23 protein-coding genes are annotated in these 25,378 nt (G+C 41.5%); 15 read left to right on the forward strand and 8 right to left on the reverse strand.

Annotated features, from left to right (window positions below):
- Window positions 1-48 precede the first annotated feature (48 nt).
- The 8 genes from gcvT (at window position 49) to FMM05_RS02075 (ending at window position 7,811) form a co-directional block, all read left to right on the forward strand.
- Window positions 49-1,131, forward strand: a complete 1,083-nt coding sequence (gene gcvT, locus FMM05_RS02040; protein ID WP_143371670.1) for a glycine cleavage system aminomethyltransferase GcvT — start codon at window positions 49-51, stop codon at window positions 1,129-1,131.
- Between the two features lie 10 nt (window positions 1,132-1,141).
- The gene (locus FMM05_RS02045; RefSeq protein WP_143371671.1) at window positions 1,142-3,181 is read left to right on the forward strand and encodes a S41 family peptidase; all 2,040 of its coding nucleotides are present in this window, start codon (window positions 1,142-1,144) and stop codon (window positions 3,179-3,181) included.
- A gap of 65 nt (window positions 3,182-3,246) precedes the next feature.
- Window positions 3,247-3,960 carry a YebC/PmpR family DNA-binding transcriptional regulator gene (locus FMM05_RS02050; RefSeq protein WP_143371672.1) on the forward strand — a complete coding sequence of 238 codons (714 nt, stop codon included), beginning with the start codon at window positions 3,247-3,249 and terminating at the stop codon, window positions 3,958-3,960.
- A gap of 215 nt (window positions 3,961-4,175) precedes the next feature.
- Entirely contained in the window at window positions 4,176-4,727 is a 552-nt protein-coding gene (locus tag FMM05_RS02055; RefSeq protein WP_143371673.1) for an RNA polymerase sigma factor, read from the forward strand.
- Window positions 4,727-5,272: a hypothetical protein gene (locus FMM05_RS02060; protein WP_143371674.1), complete on the forward strand. Its 546-nt coding sequence runs from the start codon at window positions 4,727-4,729 to the stop codon at window positions 5,270-5,272. The genes FMM05_RS02055 and FMM05_RS02060 overlap by 1 nt, the downstream gene beginning before the upstream one ends.
- Window positions 5,253-6,308, forward strand: a complete 1,056-nt coding sequence (locus FMM05_RS02065; RefSeq protein ID WP_143371675.1) for a hypothetical protein — start codon at window positions 5,253-5,255, stop codon at window positions 6,306-6,308. Before FMM05_RS02060 ends, FMM05_RS02065 begins: the two co-directional genes overlap by 20 nt.
- A 45-nt stretch (window positions 6,309-6,353) precedes the next feature.
- Window positions 6,354-7,031 (forward strand): head GIN domain-containing protein, encoded by a 678-nt coding sequence (locus FMM05_RS02070; RefSeq protein WP_143371676.1) that lies wholly within the window; start codon window positions 6,354-6,356, stop codon window positions 7,029-7,031.
- A 66-nt stretch (window positions 7,032-7,097) separates the two neighbouring features.
- The gene (locus FMM05_RS02075; RefSeq protein WP_143371677.1) at window positions 7,098-7,811 is read left to right on the forward strand and encodes a head GIN domain-containing protein; all 714 of its coding nucleotides are present in this window, start codon (window positions 7,098-7,100) and stop codon (window positions 7,809-7,811) included.
- Between the two features lie 178 nt (window positions 7,812-7,989).
- Here FMM05_RS02075 and FMM05_RS02080 read toward each other — a convergent pair whose 3' ends face one another.
- Together FMM05_RS02080 and FMM05_RS02085 are read right to left on the reverse strand one after the other, a co-directional pair.
- A complete protein-coding gene (locus FMM05_RS02080; protein ID WP_143371678.1) occupies window positions 7,990-9,030 on the reverse strand; it encodes a PLP-dependent cysteine synthase family protein in 1,041 nt (346 codons plus the stop codon).
- A gap of 81 nt (window positions 9,031-9,111) precedes the next feature.
- Complete coding sequence (locus FMM05_RS02085; RefSeq protein WP_143371679.1) at window positions 9,112-11,241, reverse strand: S9 family peptidase; 2,130 nt, start codon at window positions 11,239-11,241, stop codon at window positions 9,112-9,114.
- Window positions 11,242-11,314: 73 nt separating this feature from the next.
- Between FMM05_RS02085 and FMM05_RS02090 the strand changes: the two genes are divergently transcribed.
- Window positions 11,315-11,638, forward strand: a complete 324-nt coding sequence (locus tag FMM05_RS02090; protein WP_143371680.1) for a YbaB/EbfC family nucleoid-associated protein — start codon at window positions 11,315-11,317, stop codon at window positions 11,636-11,638.
- A gap of 103 nt (window positions 11,639-11,741) precedes the next feature.
- On the opposite strand, the gene FMM05_RS02095 is transcribed toward FMM05_RS02090, so the two are convergent.
- Entirely contained in the window at window positions 11,742-12,764 is a 1,023-nt protein-coding gene (locus tag FMM05_RS02095) for a threonine aldolase family protein (protein ID WP_143371681.1), read from the reverse strand.
- Between the two features lie 54 nt (window positions 12,765-12,818).
- Between FMM05_RS02095 and prfB the strand changes: the two genes are divergently transcribed.
- Window positions 12,819-13,917 (forward strand): peptide chain release factor 2 gene (gene prfB / locus FMM05_RS02100; RefSeq protein ID WP_143371682.1). Its coding sequence is split into 2 segments (ribosomal slippage): window positions 12,819-12,881 and window positions 12,883-13,917, totalling 1,098 coding nucleotides; the frame shifts between segments, so codons are not numbered across the junction.
- 234 nt (window positions 13,918-14,151) lie between these two features.
- Window positions 14,152-15,390: a GAF domain-containing sensor histidine kinase gene (locus tag FMM05_RS02105; RefSeq protein WP_143371683.1), complete on the forward strand. Its 1,239-nt coding sequence runs from the start codon at window positions 14,152-14,154 to the stop codon at window positions 15,388-15,390.
- 92 nt (window positions 15,391-15,482) lie between these two features.
- Here the strand turns inward: FMM05_RS02105 and FMM05_RS02110 are convergent, their stop codons facing one another.
- The 3 genes from FMM05_RS02110 to FMM05_RS02120 form a co-directional block, all read right to left on the reverse strand.
- Complete coding sequence (locus FMM05_RS02110) at window positions 15,483-16,343, reverse strand: phospholipase A (RefSeq protein ID WP_235894339.1); 861 nt, start codon at window positions 16,341-16,343, stop codon at window positions 15,483-15,485.
- Window positions 16,344-16,534: 191 nt separating this feature from the next.
- Window positions 16,535-17,812, reverse strand: coding sequence for an inorganic phosphate transporter (locus tag FMM05_RS02115; RefSeq protein WP_143371685.1), 1,278 nt, complete (start codon window positions 17,810-17,812; stop codon window positions 16,535-16,537).
- Between the two features lie 21 nt (window positions 17,813-17,833).
- Complete coding sequence (locus FMM05_RS02120; protein ID WP_143371686.1) at window positions 17,834-18,478, reverse strand: DUF47 domain-containing protein; 645 nt, start codon at window positions 18,476-18,478, stop codon at window positions 17,834-17,836.
- Between the two features lie 195 nt (window positions 18,479-18,673).
- On the opposite strand from FMM05_RS02120, the gene FMM05_RS02125 reads away from it, so the two are divergent.
- The 3 genes from FMM05_RS02125 to FMM05_RS02135 all read left to right on the forward strand — a co-directional run bounded on the left by FMM05_RS02125 (window position 18,674) and on the right by FMM05_RS02135 (window position 22,755).
- Window positions 18,674-20,302 (forward strand): acyl-CoA carboxylase subunit beta, encoded by a 1,629-nt coding sequence (locus FMM05_RS02125; protein WP_143371687.1) that lies wholly within the window; start codon window positions 18,674-18,676, stop codon window positions 20,300-20,302.
- A gap of 118 nt (window positions 20,303-20,420) precedes the next feature.
- Window positions 20,421-21,074, forward strand: coding sequence for a class I SAM-dependent methyltransferase (locus tag FMM05_RS02130; protein WP_143371688.1), 654 nt, complete (start codon window positions 20,421-20,423; stop codon window positions 21,072-21,074).
- A 64-nt stretch (window positions 21,075-21,138) separates the two neighbouring features.
- The gene (locus FMM05_RS02135; RefSeq protein WP_143371689.1) at window positions 21,139-22,755 is read left to right on the forward strand and encodes a M1 family metallopeptidase; all 1,617 of its coding nucleotides are present in this window, start codon (window positions 21,139-21,141) and stop codon (window positions 22,753-22,755) included.
- 116 nt (window positions 22,756-22,871) lie between these two features.
- Here the strand turns inward: FMM05_RS02135 and FMM05_RS02140 are convergent, their stop codons facing one another.
- On the reverse strand, window positions 22,872-23,921 hold the full coding sequence (locus tag FMM05_RS02140) for an AMP-binding protein (RefSeq protein WP_143371690.1): 1,050 nt from the start codon (window positions 23,919-23,921) through the stop codon (window positions 22,872-22,874).
- Complete coding sequence (locus tag FMM05_RS02145; RefSeq protein ID WP_143371691.1) at window positions 23,914-24,870, reverse strand: CPBP family intramembrane glutamic endopeptidase; 957 nt, start codon at window positions 24,868-24,870, stop codon at window positions 23,914-23,916. The genes FMM05_RS02140 and FMM05_RS02145 overlap by 8 nt, the downstream gene beginning before the upstream one ends.
- 87 nt (window positions 24,871-24,957) lie before the next feature.
- On the opposite strand from FMM05_RS02145, the gene arsC reads away from it, so the two are divergent.
- The gene (gene arsC, locus FMM05_RS02150) at window positions 24,958-25,299 is read left to right on the forward strand and encodes an arsenate reductase (glutaredoxin) (RefSeq protein ID WP_143371692.1); all 342 of its coding nucleotides are present in this window, start codon (window positions 24,958-24,960) and stop codon (window positions 25,297-25,299) included.
- Window positions 25,300-25,378: the final 79 nt, after the last annotated feature.

The following is a 25,378-nucleotide window of genomic DNA, read 5'->3' on the forward strand; positions in this document are numbered from 1 at the left end:
GCATAATTTTCAATAATTTAGCGCATTCAAACTTTATTTCAAACATAAATGAAAAATACTGCGCTTACGCACGTTCACGAAGCACTGGGTGCTAAAATGGTTCCGTTTGCAGGCTTTAATATGCCTGTTTTGTATGAAGGAGTTAATGCCGAACACGATACTGTGAGAAACGGTGTAGGTGTTTTTGATGTTTCGCACATGGGCGAATTTTTACTTTCGGGTCCACACGCGTTAGACCTTATCCAGAAAGTAACTAGCAATGATGCCTCTACCCTAATCATTGGCCGTGCGCAATACTCGTGCCTGCCTAACGCTACCGGCGGTATAGTAGACGACCTTATAGTTTATAAAATGAAAGAAGAAGAGTATTTACTTGTGGTAAATGCCTCTAATATTGATAAAGACTGGGAGTGGATCTCTGCACATAACGACCTTGGTGTTACTATGCGCAACCTAAGCGATGACTACTCGTTGCTTGCCATACAGGGCCCTATGGCTATGGAAGCCATGCAGGCATTAACCTCTATAGACCTTGCTGCTATTAAATACTACCATTTTGAAGTAGCCGATTTTGCAGGTATAGAGCACGTTATTATTTCGGCTACAGGTTATACCGGTAGTGGTGGTTTTGAGATTTACGCTAAAAACAGCGAGATAGAGCAGATTTGGAACAAAGTATTTGAGGCAGGCGCTGCTTATGATATTAAGCCAATAGGCCTTGCTGCCCGTGATACCCTTCGACTTGAAATGGGCTTTTGCCTTTACGGTAACGATATTAACGATACTACCTCTCCGCTTGAAGCAGGCTTAGGCTGGATTACCAAGTTTAATAAAAATTTCGTAAATTCAGATGCGCTTAAGCAGCAAAAAGAAGCCGGTGTTACCCGCAAACTGGTAGGTTTTGAACTTTTAGACCGTGGTGTGCCACGCCAGGATTACGAAATTGTTGATGCACAGGGTACTGTAATAGGTGTAGTAACATCGGGTACTATGGCGCCATCATTAAATAAAGGTATTGGCATGGGTTACGTTCCTGTCGCTTTTGCTGCCGAAGATAGCGAAATATTCATCAGGATACGTAAAAACGACGTCCCTGCAAAGGTGGTTAAGCTGCCTTTTTATAAAAAATAATACTCTTACAATGAAAATATTAGCTGCATTTGCCTTTTTATTTACCCTGCAGGTAACCGCCCAGAATAATGAAAAGGCATGCAGCGTTTTCAATACTATTGCCAGCGTAATGCAAACCAGGCATTACCAGCCAAAACCGGTAGATGACAGCCTTTCGGCCTACGTGTATACTACCGTAATGGAGCAGCTGGACAACAACCGCACACTTTTCATTAAAGCCGAGCAGGACCAGCTGGAAAAACACAAATACAAGATAGACGATTACCTTAAAGGCAACGACTGTTCCTTTTTTACCGATTTTATCACTACCTATAAAAGCGCTTTAGAACGCAATAAAAAGTTTGTAGAAGAAATTGCTAAAGAACCGCTTACTTACAATACTAAGGATACTATTTTTTACTCTAAAAAGAACTTTCCGTTTCATAGCAATACGGATAAGGTAAAAAATTTCATCCGCAAAAAAATTACGTTTGATATATTGGAAGACATATCTATGCTTAGCAAGAATAAAGATTCGCTTAAGCAGCACCTGGACAAGCTTTTCCCGCTATCTAAAACAAAAGTTATAGAAACATATTTATGCCGAGTAAACAGCCTGTTGTCTCCAAACGAAGGTTTTGACAACAGCGTTTACAATAAGTTTTTCTCTGTATTCTGCTCCTATTTCGATCCGCATTCCACCTATTTCAATTATAACGAAAAGGCATCGTTCGTGTCGTCTATTTCAACTGAAAATTACTCGCTGGGACTGTACGTAAGCCAGAATAATAAAGAAGAGATAGTTGTAGAAGAAGTAGTGCCCGGCGGCCCGGCATACGCATCTAAAAAGGTAGACAAAGGCGACAAGATTGTTAAGCTTGCCGCAAATGACACCGAATATATAGTATCCTGCGCATCAATGCAAACGATTAACGATATCGTATCGAGCGATACGTATAAAGATGTAGATCTTACCCTGCGCAAGCAGGACGGCACCTTGTATACCGTGAGCCTAAAAAAACAGGTTATGAAGGCCGACGACCACAGCGTGTTTAGTTACATACTGGGCGATGGCAACGAAAAAATGGGCTATATTAAGATACCAAGCTTCTACTCCCCTTTTGATAGCGGCGTGGGTTCTGGTTGTGCCGATGATGTGGCTAAAGAGGTTTCTAAACTTAAAAAAAGCGATGTTAAAGGCCTTATCATCGACCTGCAATACAACGGCGGTGGCAGTATGGACGAGGTTATTCGCCTCGCCGGTATGTTCATTAATTACGGCCCGGTGAGTATTGTTACCGATAAGAACCAAACCTATAATACCGTTCGCGATTACAACCGCGGTATGATATTTAACGGCCCTATGGTGGTATTGGTTAACGGGTTTACGGCATCGGCCAGCGAATTTTTTGCCGGTGTAATGCAGGATTATAACCGTGCCGTTATAGTGGGCAGCCCTACTGTGGGCAAGGCTACCATGCAAACCATTACCCCGCTTGACGAAGCCAACCAAACCGACTTTGTAAAGGTTACCATCGATAAGTTTTACCGAGTGTCGGGTAAAAGTAGCCAGTATGTAGGCATACTACCCGATGTAGAGCTGCCGTATGTTTTTAACGACATGCTTCCGCGCGAAAAAACCATGCCTACCGCCATAAAAAACGATAGCATACCCATTAACGTGCGCTACAGCAAAATGCCGGCCGATGGCCTTAAAAAGGCTGTAATTGTCAGCAAACAACGCGTAGGCGCTAACCCTATGCTTAGTAACATTATTTCCATAAATAAGCGCGTGGGGGAACTTTACAAGGCAGACAAAGCTCCGCTACCCATAACTTTTGACGCCGTGTATGCCGATACCCACTCTATGGATAAGCTTTGGAAAGAAATTACTACAGAGCTTGAAAAAGAGAATAAAATAACCATTACCAATGCAGTGGGTAAATCAGGTACTGATGATGATTTTTACAAGAGTGTAAACGAATTTAAAGTAAAATCGATTAAAACCGACCCTTATATTTTTGAGGGGTTAAACATACTTAAAGACCTAAATAATTATAAATCGCGTTAGAATTAATTTTGTTTTTGCAATAACAGCGAATAATTCTATTTTTGTGCTGCAAATACATAAAAACTATGGGAAGAGCATTTGAATTTAGAAAAGCCAGGAAAATGAAACGTTGGTCGGCGATGGCCAAAACGTTTACAAGGATTGGTAAAGATATAGTAATGGCCGTTAAAGAAGGCGGGCCAAACGCAGAGACCAACTCCAGGCTAAGGGCAGTAATACAAAATGCCAAAGCGGCAAACATGCCGAAAGACAATGTTGAAAGGGCTATTAAAAAAGCATCAGACAAGGATACCGCTAACTTTAAAGAGGTATTGTTTGAAGGCTATGCACCACACGGCATTGCAATACTTATAGAAACCGCTACCGATAATAACAATCGTACCGTGGCAAACATACGCAGCTACTTTAATAAGTGCAACGGCGCTATGGGCACGCAGGGATCGGTAGAGTTTATGTTCGATCATACGTGTAACTTCCGCATACCAGCTGAAGGCCGCGATGTTGAAGAGCTTGAACTTGAAATGATCGATTTTGGTGTTGAGGAGATTTTTGCTGATGAGGATGGCGGTATTGTAATGTACGCCCCTTTTGAAAGCTTTGGTTCGATACAAAAAGAACTGGAGCACAGAGGTATCGAGATATTATCTTCCGGCTTTGAGAGGATTCCACAGGTTACTAAAGAACTTACCGAAGACCAGGTAGCCGACGTTGAGAAACTTCTTGAAAAAATTGAGGAAGACGACGACGTTATGAACGTGTACCACACCATGCAGGAATAGTTTCCCGCTATATGATATTTTTAAAGGCTGCCGCAAGGTGGCCTTTTTTTGTGCATATTTAATAATCACCTGTTTTTCATAAGAATCAATAACCTTCTCTCCCACCCCACCCACCAAATCGTTACATTAGTACATTAAAAAATTTAAACATTTTTTCGGGCAACTGTAACAATTTAAAAAACGTGCAGTCATTATAATAAACCAAGCCACTAAAGTTGACAAACGCGAATCCGGATAGTAACGAATTAATAACCCTATGCAAAGCGGGCAACCGCAATGCGCAGTTTGAGGTATATAACCGCTATTATAAGCCTATGTACAATACTGCGCTGCGCATTGTTAAAGACAGCCACTGGGCAGAGGATATTATGCAGGAAGCCTTTTTAAAGGCGTTTACCAAACTGGATTCGTTTAAGGGTGAAGTTACTTTTGGGGCATGGCTTAAAAAAATTGTGGTAAACCACAGCCTGGATAATTACAAAAAGATCAACAAGAATGCCATGGATTCGCTTGATGATGTTTTGTATAAGGTAGAAGACACCGGCAGTCCAGAGGAGGCAAAGCTGGATTTTCAGTCGGTAAAAGTGCAGGAGGTTATGGCAGCGATACAATCGTTAAAAGAAAGCTACCGTATTATACTTACACTGCTGTACATAGAAGGCTTTGACCAGGAAGAGATTTGTGATATTTTGGCAATAACCCCGGGAAATTGCCGCACCACCATAAGCAGGGCTAAAGAAAGCCTGCTGAAAAAACTAAATGCGTAATGAAAAACGAAAAAGACAGTTTAGACAATTTATTTGATCATTTTGACGGGCAATGGGATACCGAAAGCCCTTCCCTTGGCCACCAGGAGCGCTTTTTAAACAGGCTTGGCGGTAAAAAGCAACAACGCTTCAATATAAAGATAGCAGGGCCTATAGCGGCAGCCATTGCTCTTTTTATAGGCTTGTTTATAACGTTTGGCCCACATAAGGATGGCAACACGGCTGCCAATAAAATGTCGCCGAAGGCACAGGAAACCCAAATGTATTTTGCCGGCATCATACAAAAGGAAATGGCAAAGGTTGAGAAACAAAACAGCCCCGAGACCAAACAGCTTATTAAGGATGCCCTGTACCGCATGAATAAGCTGGAAGACGATTACAACAACCTTACTAAAGAACTGCAGGAAAAAGGCGAGAATAAAAAAATTATCCACGCGATGATAACCAACCTGCAAACCCGCATCTCGTTCCTGGAAGAGGTGCTTACCAAAATAGAAAACATCAAAAAAATTAAAGAAAACTACAATGAGAACAATCAGGCTTAAACAGATAATCTTCCTGTTATTCCTCTTACCGGGAATAGCCCTGGCACACGGCATAAAAAAGGGCAAATACACAAGGGAGAAAAAAATAAGCAGGGCTTTTGCGGTTAACAGTACCGCCGGGCTAACGGTTTCTAACAAATACGGCAATATTTATATAACCACCTGGGATGAGGATAAAACAGCTATAGATGTGGTTATTACCGTGAATGGAAACGACGAAGACGACGTTGTAAAACGCATTAACGGTATAGATGTAGAATTTAATGCCACGGCAGCTCTGGTAGGTGCTAAAACAATTATAGAAAATTCCAGGGGGCGCAACATCAATATGGAGATTAACTATACTATAAAAATACCTAAACGCGGTACGCTTGGGCTTGCTAACCAGTATGGCGGCATTAAGCTGGGTGTAATTAACGGCGGTGTAAACATCAACTGCCAGTATGGTAACCTTGATATTGAATCGCTTAACAGCGATAACAATAATATAGTGTTGCAATACTGCGATAATTCTAAATTAGGATATATTAAAGGGGGTACTATTAACGCGCAGTACTCTGGGGTAAATATATCACGTACCGATAAGATCACTGCCAAATGCGAATATACCGGACTTAAAATTGGCGATGCAAAAAGCGTTACCTACCGTGCCGAGTATGGCGATGTAACTATAGGCACTGCCGAAACAGTTACCGGTTCCGGTGACTACCTTAACGTACGTGTAAGCACCGTAGAATCTCAAATTAACCTTAGCGGAGATTACAGCAACATTAAATTTGGCATAGCCAATACCGCTAAAAATACCGTTGTTAATGGCGACTACACTAATGTAGATATTAAATACAATGCCGGCTACTCTTTTAATTTTGAATTTGACCTGGAATACGGCAATGTGAAGGGTATGAATGGTTTTCAGTTTACTGAGAAAAGGGTAAAAGATTTCCACAGCAATTATAAAGGCTATTATAAGAGCAACGGAAGTAATAAAATATTCTTCTCGTCAGATTATGGAAACCTTACGTTAATTCAACAATAACAACAGGCAATCAATTAAATTACAATCATCAATTAAATTATAAATATGAAAAATCTTATCCTATTAGTATCATTTTTATTTAGCGTTGCCGCGGTTGCGCAGGTAACAGAAAAAAGGGACATTTCCGCCTTTACAAAAATTAATGTAACTGGCTCGTATGCAGTAGAACTTGTAAAAACCGGAGGCAATACTCTAACCATTAGCGGCGACCAGGACGCAGTATCAAATACGCTCATAGAAGTAAGCGGAGGAGAACTTAAAATTGAAATGAAAAGGAACTTTAAGTCCAAATCATATAAAAAGCTTACAGTAATCGTTCCGGTTAACCAGTTAGAGGAGGCTGATATAACAGGGTCGGGTTCAATAACAAGTGATGTTGTTTTTACGGGCGACTTTAAAACATCGGTAACAGGATCGGGTAAAGTAAATCTGAACGTTAAGGCCAGCGATGCTAAAGCAAATGTTACGGGTTCAGGCTCTGTAACCCTAAAAGGAAGCGCTACAAGCCTTAAATGCCACGTGGCAGGATCAGGTTCACTTAAGGCAGCCGACTTTATTTGTGATAATGTTAGTGTAGAAGTGGCAGGATCGGGTTCGGCACACGTATACAGTAAAAAAGAATTAACGGGTTCTATTGCCGGCTCGGGCGATGTTACTTATGCAGGCGACCCGGCTGTAAATGACGTTAAAGTAAACGGATCGGGCAGTTTTAAAAAGAGATAAGTTATAATAAGCTGGCCCTCATCAGGCAATACAGCTAAGGAGTTCAATCATCAAATCAATCATACCATGAAAAATTTATTAACCATTACCGTGGCATGCTTTGCCATGCTTACTGCTACGGCCCAGCAGCAAATTGAGGCATCGGGTAAAACCGTAAAAACTACCAGGCAGGTAGCCGAATTTGAAAATTTATCTACCAACGGCCCTTTTGAAATTATCCTCAAAGAAGGCATCTCAGGTAAAATTATCATTGAAGCGCCGGAAAACATAACCGATTATATTATCACTGCCGTTACTAATAATACACTCGATATTTCCATCAAAGAAGGCCTTATCTTTAAGCCTTCCAATAAAAACAAGGTAATTGTACATGTACCTTTTAAAGCTCTCAACGAAATAAGCCTTTCCGGTTCGGGCAGCATTATTTCAGAGAAAACGCTGGCTTCTAACGTAAAGATATTCCTTAACGGATCGGGCAACATAAACCTCAGGCTACATTCCCCTAAAACCGAAGCGATCGTTACCGGTGCAGGCCATATTGAGCTTACAGGCTCGTCTGACAACTTTACCTGCTTTGTAACGGGTTCGGGCTCCATTAATGCAAAAGAACTGGACTCTAATAATGTAAACGCTGCTGTAAAGGGTTCAGGCAATTTAAAAGTATTGTGTAATAAAGCAATTAAGGGCAGAATAAGCGGCTCCGGCACTATTGCCTTTACCGGCGAGCCAGCACAAACCGACCTGATGAAAACAGGCACCGGCGATTTTAAAGCATTTTAAACGTCACTTCATACTCGTTGTTTAAAGCTAAGCCATCCTGAAAGGGGTGGCTTTTGTTTTTTGACACTAAAAACTAAACCTACAGGTTTTGCAAACCTTGCAGGTTGTTGGGAATGTAATTGAAACAAAAAACTCCGGACTGTTCATCCGGAGTTTTGTATATAAATCTAAAAACTGATTATTTTATAAATTCAATTTTTTGAGCTTCTTCGAGGTTAACGCTGTCAAAAAATCCTTGTTCGTTCATCCATTCATCGCTAAATACTTTGCTCATATAGCGCGAACCATGATCGGGGAATATCAATACAACATTGCTGTCTTTTGTAAATTCGCCTGCTTCGCTGTACTGCCTTGCTGCCTGTAACGTAGCACCGCTGGTGTAGCCTACAAACAAACCTTCGGTTTTGGCAATATAACGTGCTGCGTGGGCACTATCTTCATCTGATACTTTAATAAACTTATCAATAGCATCAAAGTCGGTGGCCGTAGGTATGAGGTTTTTACCAAGGCCCTCTATACGGTAAGGATAGATCTCTTCGCTGTCAAACTCTCTTGTTTCGTGGTATTTTTTAAGTACCGAACCAAAAGCATCTACGCCAAGTATCCTGATATTTGGATTTTTTTCTTTTAAGAAACGTGCAGTGCCCGATATCGTTCCGCCGGTACCGCTACAAGCAATAAGGTGGGTTATCTGGCCACCGGTTTGCTCCCATATCTCTGGGCCGGTAGTGTTATAATGCGCATCTACATTAAGGTCGTTAAAGTACTGGTTAATATAAACAGATCCTTTAGTCTCTTCGTGCAGCCTTTTGGCAACGCTGTAGTACGAACGCGGATCATCGGCAGATACGTTTGCAGGGCAAACATATACTTTAGCGCCCATGGCACGAAGCATATCTATTTTATCTTTAGATGACTTAGAGCTTACTGCAAGAACACAATCATAACCTTTAATAATACTAACCATAGCAATGCTAAAGCCTGTATTGCCTGATGTGGTTTCAATAATGGTATCTCCCGGTTTAAGGATGCCTTTTTTCTCGGCTTCTTCAATGATATATAGTGCTATCCTGTCTTTAGTGGAGTGGCCCGGATTAAAAGCTTCTACTTTAGCATAAAAATTTCCTAATAATCCTTCTGTAACCTTATTGATCTTAATCAGGGGTGTATTCCCAATCAATTCCAATACATTATTATAGGCTTTTATTTCTTCTTTCATAAAAAAAATAAGTTAGCAAGGTAAACTGTGTATAAAGTTTAATGACCTCAAAACCCTGCAAATCTAACAAAAAAAATTTAATTACTTTTTAATTCCTTCCAAATCTAATAAAAAACTATATTCTTTGGCAACTTCCTTAAGCGCTTCAAAGCGCCCGGATGCGCCTCCGTGGCCAGCTTCCATGTTGGTATCCAGATACAACTGGTTATTTCCTGTTTTTAAAACACGAAGTTTTGCAACCCACTTGGCAGGTTCCCAATATTGCACCTGAGAGTCATGCAAACCTGTAGTTACAAGCATATTTGGGTAGGTTTGGGCAGTTACATTGTCATACGGCGAGTACGATTTCATGTAATCGTAGTATTCTTTGTCATTAGGGTTGCCCCATTCATCATACTCTCCTGTGGTAAGCGGTATACTATCATCCAGCATTGTAGTAACCACATCTACAAACGGTACCTGGGCAATAACCCCGTGGTACAATTGCGGAGCCATGTTTACAACAGCACCCATTAACAACCCTCCTGCCGATCCGCCCTCGGCATATAAATGCTCCGGCGAAGTATATTTTTGGTCGATTACATATTTAGAGCAGTCAACAAAATCTGTAAAGGTATTCTTTTTGGTAAGCAGCTTGCCGGTTTCGTACCAGTCGCGGCCCAGGTCTTCCCCACCCCTTATATGGGCGATGGCAAAGATAAAACCACGATCGAGCAGGCTAAGCCTTATAGAAGAGAAATACGGATCCATAGAGGCTCCGTATGAGCCGTAGGCATACAACAGGAATGGATTATTGCCATTTTTGGTAATACCCTTGCGGTACACCATAGAAATTGGCACTTTAACGCCATCTGCCACGGTAGCCCAAATGCGCTCTTCTACATAATTATTTTTATCGAATTTACCGCCAAGTACTTCCTGCTCTTTAAGCACGATCTTCTCTTTGGTTTTCATATTAAAGTCGATAACACTTGACGGAACCGCTAACGACTGGTAGCTGTAGCGTAAAATATCGGTATCAAAGTCAGGGTTGGTGCTTGTAGCAGCCGTGTAGGTTTCAATTTCAAAAGGCAGGTAGTACTCCTCCCCTTTCCACGGGCGAATGCGAATGGTGTTAAGCCCATTGCTGCGCTCGCTGATTACAAGGTAGTTTTTAAAAATGTCTATATCCTCTAAAAGCACATCTTTACGGTGGGCAATAAGGTCGGTCCAGTTTTCTTTGCCCGTAGCCTTTTCAGGCGTGGTCATAAGTTTAAAGTTGGTAGCCTTATCCTTATTGGTAACAATGTACCACTTGTCGCCGTAATGGGCAATATCATATTCCAGCCCACGTGTACGTTTCTGGAAAATGGTAAACTCGCCATCGGGCTTTTTAGCATCCAGTATCCTGAATTCAGATGTAAGCGTACTGCTTGACCCTATAACAAGATATTTTTTAGATTTCTCTTTGTATATAAAGGTATTGTAAGTAGCGTCTTTTTCATGAAAGATAAGCGCGTCATCTTTAACATCGGCGCCAAGCTTGTGCTTGTAAATTTTATCTGATCGTAACGTTACGGCATCTTTACGAGTGTAAAAAAGTGTTTTATTATCGCCGGCCCAGGTAGAGCCGCCTGTAGTATTTTCTATTTTAAATGGAAGCACCTCGTTAGTTTCAAGGTTTTTAACCTGGATGGTGTACTGCCTGCGCGATACGGTATCAATACCAAAGGCTGCCCATTTATTATCTTCGCTAATATTAAGGCCGCCAAGCTGAAAGTAACTGTGTCCCTCGGCCATTTGATTACAATCAAACAAAATTTCTTCTTTAGCGGTAAGCTTGCCTTTTTTACGGGCATATATAGGATAATCTTTTCCTTTTTCATAGCGGGTTATATAAAAATAACCGTTGTAAAAGTAAGGTACAGATGCATCGTCTTCCTTAATCCTCGCCTTCATTTCCGTGTAAAGGTCGTCGCGAAATTGCTTTGTATGTGCGGTAGATTGTTTGTAATAATCGTTTTCCTTGTTAAGATAGTCTATAACTTCGGGGTTTTCCCTTTCGTTTAGCCAGTAATAATTATCAGTACGTATATCGCCGTGCTTTTCAAGCTTTTTAGGCTTTACTGCTGCTACGGGCGGTTTAAGGGTCTCAGTCATTAGTTTTTTGCTTGTTTGGGCATTGCCTGCAAAAATAACACAAACACAACTTAAAAGTAAGTGTTTTTTCATTCTTTTATGAATTGGAATATAACCCTGCAATTTAATACATTTGTATTTATAAACACTATAATAAAATATAATTATGTTTGGAGATATCATGGGAATGATGGGTAAAATTAAAGAAACCCAACAAAAGATTGAAGATACCAAAAAAAGGCTCGATACGGTTTTGGTAGATGAGCAAAGCAGCGATGGACTTTTAAAAGTAACCCTAACCGCTAACAGGGCCATAAAATCTGTTACAATAGATGACTCCCTTTTAGAAGATAAAGAACAACTGGAAGACTACCTGGTATTGGTTTTAAACAAAGCCATAGAAAAAGCCACGGCCGTTAACGAAGCCGAGCTGGCCGCTGTTGCTAAAGACGGCATGCCGAATATACCGGGAATGGACGGATTGTTTTAGTCGGAAAGTTTATAAAGTCGCAAGTCATAAGTCTAAGGATTTCCTTTAATACTTTATGACCTGTGACTTTTGACCTTTTGACCTTATGACTTTCGACTAAATATTAAACCATTTTAGAGAAAGCCTCCAGCACGTACTGGTGCATTACCTCTTTATAGTCTAAATGAGTAACAATACGCAGTTTGCCTTTACCTAAAGAGCTTATAAAAATACTTTTTTGTTTTAGTTTTTCAACAAAAGCGGCTTCGTTATATTGCGGCTTAAGAGAGAATATCAGTATGTTGGTTTCTACAGGTTCAACCGTATCTACATAAGGTTGTTGCTGTAATATAGCAGCTAATTCTTTGGCACGGCGATGGTCTTCTTCTAACCGGCCTACGTTATTTTGCAGGGCGTAAAGTCCGGCTGCGGCAAGATAACCTGCCTGGCGCATACCGCCACCCAGCATTTTACGTACGCGCAATGCCCTTTTAATAGTGCCATGGCTACCAAGCAGCACAGATCCTACCGGTGCACCTAAACCTTTGCTTAAACAAACCGAAATAGTATCAAACAACTGCCCAAACTGTGTAGGGTGCTGTTTTTTAGCAACAAGGGCATTCCATAAACGGGCACCGTCAAGATGGTATTTAAGGTTATTTTGGTTGCAGACTTCCTTAATATCATGCAATGTTTGTAATTCGTAACAGGCGCCACCACCTTTGTTGGTAGTATTTTCTATACAAACCAGGCTGCTTAGCGGGCTATGGTAAAAATCCGGCGGATTGATAGCTTCGGTTACCTGTGCAGCGGTCATCATACCGCGGTTACCATCTACCAGTTTACACGATGCGCCACTATTGAATGCAGCCCCACCGCCCTCATAATTATATACATGCGCCCATTTATCGCAAATAAGCTCCTCGCCCGGCTGGGTATGCAGTTTAATGGCGGTTTGGTTTGCCATGGTGCCGCTGGGAAAGAAAAGGGCCTCTTCCATCCCGAATAAATTTGCCACTGTTTCCTCCAGCTCTATTACTGTAGGGTCTTGTTTATATACATCGTCGCCTACTTTCGCCCTGAACATTTGCTGAAGCATTTCGTGCGATGGCCTTGTTACCGTATCACTAACTAAATTAATTTCCATATTATTAAAAAGATAGCCTATTTTTGCGTAAGCTAATACAAAACTACATTATTTATGACAAATACCGAACAAATAAAAGGTATTATGGAGCGCCTTGGTGCGCTGAGGAGGTATCTTTGACATTGACAGGAAGTTAATTGAAATTGCCAACGAAGAAGAAAAAACTTTCGCGCCCGATTTTTGGAACAATGCCAAAGAGGCCGAAATTTTAGTGAAGGCACTTCGCAGCCAGAAAAAATGGGTAGACGACTACAATAAGGGCAATACCATGGCCGAAGAGCTGCAGGTATTGTACGAGTTTTATAAAGAAGGCGATGCTACCGAAGAGGAGCTTAACGAACAGCTTAAGCTTACACTTGCGCATATTGAGAACCTGGAATTCAGGAATATGCTTAGCGACGAGGGCGACAGCCTTAGCGCTGTAGTGCAAATTACTGCCGGTGCCGGTGGTACTGAGAGTTGCGACTGGGCTGCAATGCTTATGCGTATGTATATGATGTGGGGCGAAAAAGAAGGCTACAAGATTAAGGAGCTTAACTTTCAGGCCGGTGAGGTTGCAGGTATTAAAACTGTTACCCTTGAGTTTGAGGGCGATTACAGCTTTGGCTACCTTAAAGGTGAGAACGGTGTGCACCGCTTGGTGCGTATTTCACCGTTTGACAGTAATGGTAAGCGCCATACATCATTCGCATCGGTATACGTATACCCACTTGCCGACGATACCATTGAGATAGACATTAGCCCGACTGATATTTCGTGGGAAACCATGCGAAGCAGCGGAGCCGGTGGACAAAACGTTAATAAGGTAGAAACCGCCGTAAGGCTTCGCCACCACCCTACCGGGATTATTATCGAAAATTCCGAAACGCGCTCGCAGCTTGATAACAAACTAAAGGCCATGCAGTTGCTTAAATCGCAGCTATATGAAATTGAGCTTAAGAAACGCCAGGCAATGCGTGATGAAATTGAGGCCAACAAGATGAAAATTGAGTGGGGTTCGCAGATTCGCAACTACGTTATGCACCCGTACAAACTGGTTAAAGACGTGCGCACACAGCACGAAACCAGCGATGTAGACGGTGTTATGAATGGTGAGATAGATGAGTTTTTAAAAGCGTATCTTATGATGATGGGTCAAAGAACGGAAGAATAGATTTTAAAGTTTTTAGATTTACATATATCAAAATCCCGTGAGTAACTTCTTACTTACGGGATTTTAATTTACCATAAACTGCATAGCGGCATTATTATTGCAAGCATCGATTACAAAATCATGTAACTTCTGTTATAATATTGTACTGGATGTGCTTGATTTAGGATTTTTTTTGTAATTTCGAAGCTATCGGATTTTTGTAAAAATTAATCGTAAAATTCCTTACCAAAGCATATGAGTACCAGAAGACCCTATTCAATACCTGATAATGAAGCCCTTAGACTTGAAAAACTTAGGGACTACCAAATATTGGATACACATTCTGAAGACACATTTGATAAGATCGCGCTTCTTGCTGCACAAATATTTAACACTCCCAGCGCCTTTATAAATTTTGTAGATGCCGACAGGGTATTCATCAAATCAAGCATTGGGTATGAAGAGCCTATTAATGAGGTACCACGTGAGGATAGCCTTTGCTCAAGGGCTATTTTAAAAGACAGCGCCAGTATTTTTAATGATACACACCATTATCCTGAATTATTAGAAAATCCACACGTTGCAGCTGACGGTGGTATACGATTTTACGCATCGGCACCGTTAAAAACACCTGAGGGCTTTATTATGGGTACCATTTGTGTGGTTGATTATGTACCGCGCGATGCTACCGATGCACAACTTACCATGCTTAAAACGCTTTCCAGTATCATAATAGATAAACTGGAAAACAGGCTGCGCTACCGTAAATCGATAGAATCTCAGGTTAACCTGATGAACATTGCCCTACACGAAATTAAAAATCCGCTGGCATCAATAAAATTGGCCAACGAAATAATAATAAAAAGCCCTGTAAACTCGGTAGAACGTATGACCGAGAATATAAAATCGGCAGTTACCAGGATACAGGCCAAGTTGTCTGATTTATTAAAACAATCAGAGCTTGAAGAAAAAGATATGATGCTTAACGTTGAGGAAGTAGACCTTAACGAGATGTTTGCCCGACTGCTTTATAATTTTGAACTTTTGGCACAACGTAAAGACCAAACCATTGAATTTTACTGTGATGAAGACTTACCGGTGCTCGAAGCCGACAGGACTAAAATATCTGATGTGCTGCACAATCTGTTAAGTAACGCCATTAAATACTCTTATCCCGGTACTGTTATTAAGCTTTCTGCCCGCGAGGCCGGTAATTATGTACACATAGAAGTTAAAGATGAAGGCCAGGGCCTTAACTTTAGCGATATGCAAAAGCTATTTACCAAGTTTGCCAAACTAAGTTCCAAGCCTACAGGCAAAGAAACAAGCAACGGTTTAGGCCTTTCCATAACCAAATCGTTCATAGAGCTGCATAACGGTAACATTTATGCCATGAGCCCAGGTAAAGACAAGGGAACTACCTTTATAGTCTCTATTCCGTTTAAACATAAAAAGACAGAAGAATTAGAAGAGGTGTCAGAATATAACTCCTAAGTTTAAACTTCTAAAACGAAACTGAAATTCTAAGCATACTGAGCCCAAAAAAATTTCACTTTTGGACTTTGGCTTTCGCGTTTTTTGACCGTTTAATTCCACTCCACAAGCGACACTCCTAACCCAACAGTTGTTTGCCGGTTATTATAGTCGATAAGTGTCTCGCCATAGCCGTGCGTAATTTGAAGGTATCCTTTAAGGTTACCAAACAACTGGTACGACCATGAAGCCTCTGCATATCCGCTAAAATGATCGTTAAAGGCAAAGTTGGTACTACCCGTAAACGATATCACACTTTTACCCATCGTATAGATAACCGTAGCATCGCCATAGCCAATACGCTGCACGATGTCGGGGTTATCATCATCGTCATCGGGTATGCGTATCCAGGGCCTTAAGTATACCTGCCAGTTGTCCCTTTCAAAACCGGCGTGGAAGATAATACGGTTCCAGCTTCGGGATAGCGGCATGTCGCGCCCGTTAGACTGGTGGTTAAAGCTAACTCCCGCCATACGGTTCTTAAAGCCGAACATATTTACATTGGTATGAAAGTTAAGAATAACCTCCGGCTCATAATTGGTTTCCCTAAAAGGGCGTGAAAGGCTTTGATTATACACCTGCCAGTGCGATTTTTGAGTGTACGCAACCCAAAGGTCGCCGTACCGGCCAAAAATAGTCTGCAATACTTTAACCTTAAAGCTGATCTGGAATTTAGCCTCCAGATGGTTAAAGTCAGATGGTTCGTCAACCGTATAATCATCGCTTGGGTTACCGCTGTAAGGGCTGTCATTAGGCTGGCTGCTCCATCTAAAGGGCAGTATATAAATGGGCTTGTAAGGCGTAATAACAAACGTACCTGCCGATGTTAACGTATCAAGCTCCCAGCGCTGGCTCATAGATTTTGGCCTGCTGTTATTAAATAAAGAGCTAACCTGCGCTGTAGCAGTTGCCATTGTTGCAAATAATATAAATATTCCTGTAAACCTCTTTGTAAATAGCAACATGGGCTGTAAGTGTTATACTACCAAAGGTACTACATACAATTACCAAAAAAATATAGCCGTTTGTTAAAACGGCTATAAAGTTTTATCAAAAAGGTGCTTAGTTTCTGAGCTTCTAAGGGTCTCAGAACCTAAGTAACTCGTTACAAGAATAAGCTTAAAATATAATATACTATGGCCGCAAGCAGTGCCGATACCGGTATTGTAAGTATCCATGCCCAAACAAGGCTTACGGTAACACCCCAACGCACCGCAGATACACGTTTGGTAAGGCCCACACCAATAATAGATCCTGTAATGGTATGCGTAGTACTTACCGGTATTTTTAAGTGCTCTGTAAAATATAGTGTAAGGGCTCCGGCAGTTTCGGCAGCAACACCTTCAAAAGATGTTACTTTGGTAATTTTAGATCCCATTGTTTTTACAATTTTCCAACCACCACTTAATGTACCCATAGCAATTGCAGAGTAACATGCAAGCGGTATCCATGCAGGCATTTTACCTTCCACGTCATCTTTAGGCAATACCACATCTAACCAGTCAGGTAAACTTTCCTGTGCCACGCCCGATGTATGTATGTAAACCGCAACCGCAGCAGCAATAATACCCATTACTTTCTGCGAGTCGTTACCACCGTGGCCAAGGCTAAACGATGCCGACGATAATAACTGCATCCTTTTAAGCCATGATTCGGCTTTACTATGCGTAAGCCTGCTGAATAAAAGGCAAAAAGTACTTATAGATAATATTATAAAAGCAACTAAAAGCCATTTAATATTATGAGGCTCAAAAGCAACGCTCCAAAAATGCGATTCAAAACGAGGTTTAGAAATTTCATCGTAGCCCTTCATTTCAAAATATACAAACACAATGGTAGCAAGCATCAACGCCCCTGTAAATATTTTAGGCCCTATACTCTTTTTAGAAGAGTTTAAAAGCCAGATAGATATAAGATATGATACTATAGCCCCTAATAATGGCGCTAAAACAATAAAGGCAATAATAATAAGAACACCAGATGGCATCCCTCCGTCTTTACCTGGGTTGTACCATGATACTACATCAAAACCGGCATGGGCAATAGCCGCTCCTGCAAAACCGCCTATAAGCGTATGCGATGAGCTGGATGGTATCCCCAGCCACCATGTAAGGAGGTTCCAGCAAATTGCAGCAATAACCCCGGCAAGAATAACCACAAGGTTAATATCCATCGTGTGGGCGGTTTTTGCCACCGTATCGGCAACGCCAAAACCAAAAACCCAATAGGCAAGAAAATTAAAGAAAGCTGCCCAAAGCACCGCCTGAAATGGCGTAAGCACCTTTGTGGCAACAACAGTTGCTATAGCATTGGCGGCATCGTGAAAACCGTTTATGTAATCAAATATTAATGCTAAAACAATAATTATTATAAGTAGTGTCATAATATACTTTAAGAAGTTTGTTTATGAATGTTTTACTACGATAGACTCTAACACATTCGCAACACCCTTACATTTATCTGAAGCCGATTCCAGCGCAGATAATACTTCTTTGTATTTGATTATATTTTTTGCATCAGTTTCGTTTTCAAAGATATCGGCAACGGCCTTATCAAAAACGTTATCTGATTTATTTTCAAGTTTGTGTATCCTTACACACGCATCGGCAATGCCTTTAAGGTTTTTCATATCTTTAAGATCTCCTACAGCTACGTTTATCAACTGGCAGCTTTCTAAAGTGATCTCGGTCATCTTCCTGATAGATTTTGTAATCTTCTCTACCTGGTACAGCCTCATACGGTTGGCTGCGCCATAAAGGTAATCGGCCACGTTATCTATCGCAGATATTAGTGCGTGTATATCTTCACGGTCAAACGGGGTAATAAAGTTCCTGCTCAACTCCAGGTTTGTAGTATGTGCAATCTCCTCTATTATAGCTTCTAACTCTTCAATTTTCCTGTAATACGGCTCCCTCTCGGCTTTAGGGGCATTTACTGCTTCGTGTAAAGTTTCGGCAAGTAATACAAGATTTATGGTTGCCTGCTCGAATAAAGGGAAGAATTTCTTATCTTTTGGTACAAGAAACTGAAAGATGCTGTTTATAGACATTTACGTTTAATTTGATGCCGCAAATGTAAGTTTGCAATGTTAAGAAATCATTAAGTAATTATAAACTTCAAGTTATTAATAGACAGAAATCGAAGTTCCTTAAAATTAAGGGTATTTTAAAAAAATGTTATAATTACAATCGTTTTCGTATTTTAGCAGAGCCAAATTTACAATTATTTAAACATATACAAAATAATGGACTTAAACTTCAATAAAAACGAAGACCATAATAAGCTTTTGTTATCCGACCTTAAACAACGATTTAATAAAGTTAAACTGGGCGGCGGCGAAAAGCGCATAGAAAAACTGCACGGCGAAGGTAAAATGACTGCCCGCGAACGTATAGATTACCTGCTTGATACCGGTGCAAAAAGCATTGAAATTGCTGCCTTTGCAGGCGATGGCATGTATGCCGAACACGGCGGCTGCCCCAGTGGTGGCGTAGTGGTAAAGATAGGCTATGTAAAAGGTAAGCAGTGTATTGTAGTAGCTAATGATGCTACGGTTAAAGCCGGGGCGTGGTTTCCTATTACCGGTAAGAAAAACCTGCGCGCTCAGGAAATTGCCATGGAAAACCGCCTGCCTATCATTTATCTGGTAGACAGTGCCGGGGTGTACCTGCCCATGCAGGATGAAATTTTTCCTGATAAGGAGCATTTTGGGCGCATTTTTCGCAACAACGCCATTATGAGCAGCATGGGTATTACCCAGATAGCCGCCGTTATGGGCAGCTGTGTTGCCGGTGGTGCTTACCTGCCTATTATGAGCGATGAAGCCCTGATCGTAGACAAAACAGGCAGTATTTTCTTGGCAGGCAGTTACCTTGTTAAAGCTGCAATTGGCGAAAATATTGATAACGAAACCCTTGGCGGCGCTACCACACACTGCGAAATATCGGGCGTAACCGATTATAAGGCCAAAGATGATAAAGATGCTTTAGACCGGATTAAAAATATAGTAAGCAAAATTGGCGATTATGATAAGGCCGGCTATAATCGCATTAAAGCAGAAAAACCCGCCCTGCCACAGGAAGATATTTACGGCATTTTGCCTAAGCTGCGCAACGAGCAGTACGATATGATGGAAATTGTAAAGCGCCTGGTTGATAATTCTGATTTTGAGGAGTATAAGGCAGGCTACGGCCAAACCATTATTACCGGCTATGCCCGTATAGACGGTTGGGCTGTGGGCATTGTAGCCAACCAGCGCAAGGTGGTAAAATCTAAAAAAGGCGAAATGCAGTTTGGCGGCGTAATATATTCTGACAGTGCCGATAAGGCTACCCGTTTTATTGCCAACTGCAACCAAAAGAAAATTCCGCTTGTATTCCTGCAGGACGTTACCGGTTTTATGGTAGGCTCTAAGTCAGAACACGGCGGTATTATAAAAGATGGCGCCAAAATGGTAAATGCAGTAAGTAATTCGGTTGTGCCTAAATTTACCATTGTAATTGGCAACTCCTATGGTGCAGGTAATTATGCCATGTGCGGCAAAGCTTATGATCCGCGCCTTATTGCAGCCTGGCCAAGTGCCGAGCTTGCTGTAATGGGTGGCACGCAGGCAGCAAAAGTATTAATGCAGATTGAAGCTTCATCGCTTAAAGCCCGTGGCGAAGAAATTACGCCCGAGAAAGAGGCTGAAATGTTTGACAAAATCAAGGCTAAATACGATGCGCAGGTGTCGCCGTATTACGCGGCCTCCCGCATTTGGACAGATGGCGTTATCGACCCGCTGGATACCCGTAAATGGATATCTATTGGTATTGAGGCGGCCAACCACGCTCCTATTGAGAAAAAATTTAATTTAGGTGTTATTCAGGTTTAACTGTTCAAAGTTGAAAGTTTATAAAGTTAAATGTCGGAGGTACCGATGTGAGAGAATAATGAAAAGTATTGAGGCACAGCTTCGGTACTTTTTGTATTTTTAGGCAGTACTTAAAACCATGAAACTAACCGAAACCCAACTGCAACAACTTGCTGCCCAGCTCCGCTGCCCTGACGGCGAAGTCGGACTTAAAGTTGCCGAAATGATGACGGCTACCAACGCCAACATCATAAATAAAACCATAGCGAGCCTTAAACTCAACACAACCGACAGCATTTTAGAAATTGGCCCCGGCAATGCCGGTCACCTCAAAACTGTTCCGGCTATAGCCGAGGGTGCTAAATATTTGGGTATAGACATCTCCCCTACCATGATCGCCGAAGCCCTAAAGCTTAATGCGGGTTTAGCTAACGTTAGCTTTCTACTGACTGACGGCAACAGTATTCCCTTCGGCGACAGGCAATTCAACAAGATCTTTACAGCCAATACCATTTACTTTTGGCAGCAACCACAGGAGTACGCCAACGAGATTGCAAGGGTGTTGCAACCCGGTGGCTGCATTGCCATTGCTTTTATTCCCAAAATTACCATGCAGCATATTCCGTTTGCTAAATTTGGGTTCACACTATATGATGCAGAGACTGTAGGCAACTTGCTTAGCTCTGCCGGGTTTACCATAACCAATACCATTTTAGATACCGAATTTGTAACAAGCAACAGCGGCGAGCAAATAGAACGGGAATTTGTTATCATCACGGCAACACGATTATAATATATTTCGTTATAAGGTAACAATTTCTTACATTTCGCTACCAATACTGCAAACCCTCCCCGTTATGAAAAAGACCTTACTTTTTGGACTGATGCTTTTTAGCCTTGCTGCTTCGGCACAAAAGTTTACACGCCGCGACAGCCTGCAGGGTGGCCTGAGGCCGGAGCGTACCAATTATGATGTGCAGCGCTACGACCTTAATATTACGGTAGACCCTGATAAACGTTACATATTTGGCTACAACGACATTACGTTTAAAGCGGTAAGCGATGTTAGCAAAATTCAGGTAGATCTTTTTGATAACATGAAGGTAGACAGTATTGTGTACAACAAAACCAAACTGGCCTACAAGCGCGATAACGATGCAGTATTTATAACCTTCCCTAAAGCAATATCAAAAGGCAGCGAAGAAAAGATACGGTTTTACTATTCGGGTAATCCTAAAGTAGCTAAAAATGCCCCTTGGGATGGCGGTTTTACCTTTGCGAAAGACGGCAACGGCAAACCCTGGGTGGGAGTTGCGGTTCAGGGTACGGGGGCGAGCCTGTGGTTTCCTGTTAAAGACCACCAGACCGATGAACCCGATCACGGGGCATCCATCAAAGTTGCCGTGCCTAATGGGCTGATGAATGTTAGTAACGGGCGTTTCATTGGCAACGAAGACCTTAAAAATGGTTATACCCGCTGGGACTGGGAAGTTAAAAACCCTATTAATAATTACGATATTACTCTTAACATTGCCGATTACGCTCACATTCATGACACATCCAACGGCCTCGACCTTGATTATTATGTGCTGACTTACAATGAAAAGAAAGCCCTTAGGCAATTCGCCGAAGTAAAACCCATGCTGGAATGTTTTGAGAGTAAATTCGGCAAATATCCTTTTTATGAAGACGGCTACAAACTCGTAGAAACATCTTACCTGGGTATGGAACACCAAAGCGCTGTAGCGTATGGCAATAAGTACCGTAAAGGCTATTTAGGGATGGACATGACCGGAACAGGCATAGGCCAGGAATTTGATTACATTATAGTGCACGAAAGCGGCCATGAGTGGTTTGGCAACAGCATTACCAGTAAAGACATTGCCGATATGTGGATTCACGAGGGCTTTACTACCTACAGCGAAACGGTGTATGTAGAGTGCCGCTTTGGCTACGACAAAGCCATGCAATACATTAACGGCCAAAGCAATAATGTAGAGAACCGCAAACCTGTAATAGGTATTTTTGGCGTGAATAAAGAAGGCAGCGGCGATATGTATTACAAAGGTGCGCTTATGCTAAACACGCTGCGCCACATAGTTAATGATGATGCTAAATGGTGGAAATTGATACTGGATTACTCTAACGCCTATAAAAAACAGGTTATAGATACTGAGACGGTTGTTGCTTTTTTCAACAAGCAAACAAGTATGGAACTTACCCCTATTTTTAACCAGTACCTGCGCCACACCACAATACCGGTGCTGCAATTAAAGTTAGATGGCAAAAACCTTTCATACCGTTTTCAAACTGATGAACCTAATTTTGAAATGCCTGTAGAGATAACCATTAACGGAAAACCTATACACGTTAAAGCCACTAATAAATGGCAAAAGGATAAAGCAACAATAAAGAGTTTGGACGATGTTAAAGTCGCCACCAATAAATTTTACGTAAAGGTGGAGAATTTGTAAGCGGCATTAAACATAGCTCTGAAAATGGCCAAATTGGGTGTGAGATTGCCGTACTCCGCTGCGCTGCGTTCGCAATTACAATCACTGAAAACTGTGACTGCGACTGAGACTGAAAGCTACAAACTAAAGCTCTTCAATATCGCAGCACGTTGCACCTTACCCGACCCGGTTTCTAAAAATGCATCGGTAAATAAAACGGCTTTGGGTTTTTCAAATTTGCTTAAGGCGGCATAAACTGCTTCATCTAAAGTGAACGGCTTGCCCTCAATAACCAGAACCAGCTTATCGCCCAAGGTAGCATCGGTTACACCCGCCACAAAAAAGCGTTGCTTAATGTTGTGGGACAGTTTCTCCTCTATCTGTTCCGGGAATAATTTAACGCCACCGCTGTTTATCACATTGTCATAGCGGCCCAGCCATATAAAATGGGTTTCATCTATAATTTCAACCACATCGTTAGTAACAACGGGTTCATTTGTAAGGTTATTTATAATAAGGCAATGTCTGTCATCAGTGCTAATTGCCACGTTGGGCAGCACGGTAAAAGCTTCCTCCCCTATTTTTTTAGCAGCAATATGGGTAATCGTTTCGGTCATGCCATAAGTTTCGTACACATCGGTCTGCAAGCCCTGCAATGCTGCCGAAAGCGCACTGTTTACCTTTGCCCCGCCTAAAATTATCTTCTTTATATTATTGAGTTTATCCAGCGAATGCTGTGCCTGTAGCGGCACCATCGCGCAAAAATCGTAGAGGTTATCATTACGCTCCAATGGGTTAGACGACGGTTCGGCCAAGTCTAAATCCCAACCCAATATAAGAGCACGTACCAGCATCATTTTACCAGCTACAAACTGCGTAGGCAGGCAATGCAATGCTTTAGTACCCTCGTGCACCTCAAAAAAATCGCCGGTAGCAAGGGCGCTATACACCATTGCCTGTTTAGATACCCTAATAATTTTTGGCGTGCCTGTTGTGCCCGATGTGCGCATTTCGATAAAATCTTTGGTATCAAACCAGTCGAGTATAAAATCGCCGATGGATTTTTCATACCCTGACCCTTCTTTTATAAAACTATATGCCACACGGCCAAGGTCATCGGCAGTAAAATGAAAACCGTTCATCTTGAATTTAGGATGAACAAAATCAGGGGTAACGGTATTACTCATTGCTTATGTAATCAATTGTAGTCTCTTCTTTTGGAGGAACAACAGCTCCTGTTAACTTTTCTTTCCAGTTGGTCCATTTATATTTTTTAGCCATAATAAACAGCAGGACAGGGTAAATAATAAGAATAGGGAGTATCATATCTAATCCGGCAGAAGGCTCCGACATGTCTTTTAAAACCGAAGGGGTTTGCAGCACCGTCCAGTCGGCGGTTACAAGCAGCGCCCCTACAAGGTTATTGGCGGCATGAAAGCCCATGCTCAGTTCGGTACCCTCATCCATAAGTGTCATGACACCTAAAAGCAGGCCGGTACCAATATAATATAGCGATATTATGTAACCCATTTTATCAACTTCAGGGTTCATTAAATGCAGCCCTCCAAAAATAAGAGAAGTTAACACCAGCGGGAACCACCTGTTCTTTGCAAGCAATCCAAAACCCTGCATAAGATAACCCCTGAATACGAGCTCTTCAACAGTGGTTTGTACCGGTATTAACGGTATGGCAATAAGGCACAATATTAAAAATTTGGGCAGGTTAAATTGCACAATATAGTTTTCCGGTTCGGCAAAATAGGCTATTAAAGTGGTAGCGACAGAGAATAATCCCCAAATGATAAACGCAAAGAAAAACCGTTTCCAGTCGACCTTAGGGCGCGAGGTTATTATCTCTTTTAATGTTTGATGGTGCATGCTTTTTACTACAAGCCATATCCCAAAAAATGCTGCCACAAACGAAAGTAACAACAAAAAGAATCCGAGATTAAGGTCGAGTACCCTTAACATTTCCGCCTCGGTTGTAGGCATGGTTCCGCCAGAAGAAAGCACTTTTATTGCAACAGCAATCCCAAATGGCAACTGTCCTAACGATGAAATGATGAAAATGATAAGAGAACCAACTAAGTATTTCCAAAACTTGTTTTGTGGCTTAAAAACCTGGAGTATAAACATGTGTGTACAGCTTAATTTTTACTATTTGATAGTACTAATTTAGTCCAAATTTCCAATTATTATGGCGAACTTTGCAAAAAGAATTTAATGATTACCATATACCATAACCCACGCTGCAGTAAATCGCGCGAGGGCCTGCAATTGCTTGAATTAGAAGGCAAACTTTTTACCACGGTTAAGTACCTTAACGAACCCCTTACTAAAAAAGAACTGACTGCCCTGATTGCCAAACTCAACATTACTCCGATTGAGCTGGTTCGCCAAAAAGAATCCATCTGGATTAAAGATTACAAAGGCAAACAATTATCTGACAGCGAGATAATTGACGCTATGTTATTGCACCCTACGCTAATAGAACGCCCTATTGTTGTTAACGGGAATAAAGCCGTTATTGCCCGCCCGGCAGAAAAGATAAAAAAAATCCTATAAAAATTTTAACATATCTTTAAGAATTACCCATTAAACCATGGTGCATTTATTGCGTCTAACCGTGAACTTACAAGAACTT

Origin of the sequence: Flavobacterium zepuense (assembly GCF_007097145.1) — a bacterium.
GTDB classification, from domain to species: domain Bacteria; phylum Bacteroidota; class Bacteroidia; order Flavobacteriales; family Flavobacteriaceae; genus Flavobacterium; species Flavobacterium zepuense.